Origin of the sequence: Streptomyces cellostaticus (assembly GCF_001513965.1) — a bacterium.
Classification (GTDB): domain Bacteria; phylum Actinomycetota; class Actinomycetes; order Streptomycetales; family Streptomycetaceae; genus Streptomyces; species Streptomyces cellostaticus.
Genome location: NZ_KQ948091.1, coordinates 3,129 through 3,870, shown reverse-complemented (window position 1 = coordinate 3,870; position 742 = coordinate 3,129). Strand labels below are relative to the sequence as shown.

General features: G+C 70.9%; 1 protein-coding gene. It reads left to right on the top strand.

The window, feature by feature from the left end; genetic code table 11:
* A partial coding sequence (locus tag AQI88_RS42100; RefSeq protein ID WP_167357520.1) for a type I polyketide synthase occupies positions 1–742 on the top strand: 742 nt, incomplete at both ends.

Genomic DNA, 742 nt, shown 5'->3' with positions numbered 1-742 from the left:
CCGCCTTGGCCAGTGCCCAGTTGTCGGCTGCCGATGTGGATGTGGTGGAGGCGCACGGTACGGGCACCACGCTGGGTGACCCGATCGAGGCGCAGGCGCTCCTCGCGACCTATGGTCAGGAGCGGCCGGGGGACCGGCCGTTGTGGCTGGGTTCGGTGAAGTCAAACATCGGTCACACGCAGGCTGCCGCGGGCGTGGCCGGTGTGATCAAGATGGTGCTGGCGTTGCAGAACCAGCAGTTGCCGCAGACGTTGCACGCGGACGAGGCGTCGCCGCACGTGGACTGGTCCGCGGGTGAGGTGCAGCTGCTGACCGAGTCCGTGTCGTGGCCGGTGAACGGCCGGGTGCGCCGTGCGGGTGTGTCCTCGTTCGGGATGAGTGGCACCAACGCGCACGTCATCGTCGAGGAGGCTCCGGCCGTTGAGGCTGCTGAGCTTGAGGACGAGGCACCTGAGGCGGGCGCCGAGGGCACGGCACCGGTGGTGTCGGGCGCCGGTGCTTGGCTGGTGTCGGGCCAGTCGGCCGAGGCGCTGACGGCGCAGGCGGGCCGGTTGCGGGAGTGGGTTGCTGCCCGGCCGGAGTTGGAGCCGGAGGATGTGGCGTGGTCGTTGGCGGTGTCGCGGTCGGTGTTCGAGCACCGGGCGGTGGTGGTTGGCGCTGACCGCGGGGAGCTGGTGAGCGGTCTGGAGAGTCTGGCCGCCGGGGTGCCTGCGGGGTCGGTCGTCTCGGGTGTTGCACGTCC